The organism is Pseudomonas sp. SIMBA_067 (assembly GCF_046534675.1).
Classification (GTDB): Bacteria; Pseudomonadota; Gammaproteobacteria; order Pseudomonadales; family Pseudomonadaceae; genus Aquipseudomonas; species Aquipseudomonas putida.
Map to the genome: position 1 here is coordinate 1 of NZ_JAWRYH010000747.1, position 258 is coordinate 258.

The 258-nt window shown below is 64.0% G+C and carries 1 protein-coding gene; it reads right to left on the reverse strand.

Annotation, left to right across the window (positions count from 1 at the left end):
- Window positions 1-258: helicase-related protein (locus SB765_RS31160; RefSeq protein ID WP_410932696.1), on the reverse strand; the 258-nt coding region annotated here is incomplete at both ends.

The following is a 258-nucleotide window of genomic DNA, read 5'->3' on the forward strand; positions in this document are numbered from 1 at the left end:
GTGGCTGCGCCCGACCCGGCCACGCAACTGGTGCAATTGGGCCAGGCCGAAGTTGTAGGCACGCTCGATGACGATGGTGTTGGCGCTGGGCACGTCGATGCCGGTTTCGATGATGGTCGAGGCCACCAGGACGTTGAAGCGCTTGTGGTAGAAGTCGCTCATCACCTGTTCCAGCTCGCGCTCGCGCATTTGCCCGTGGCCAATGCCGATGCGCGCCTCGGGTACCAGTGCGGCGAGGTCGGCGGCGCATTTTTCGAT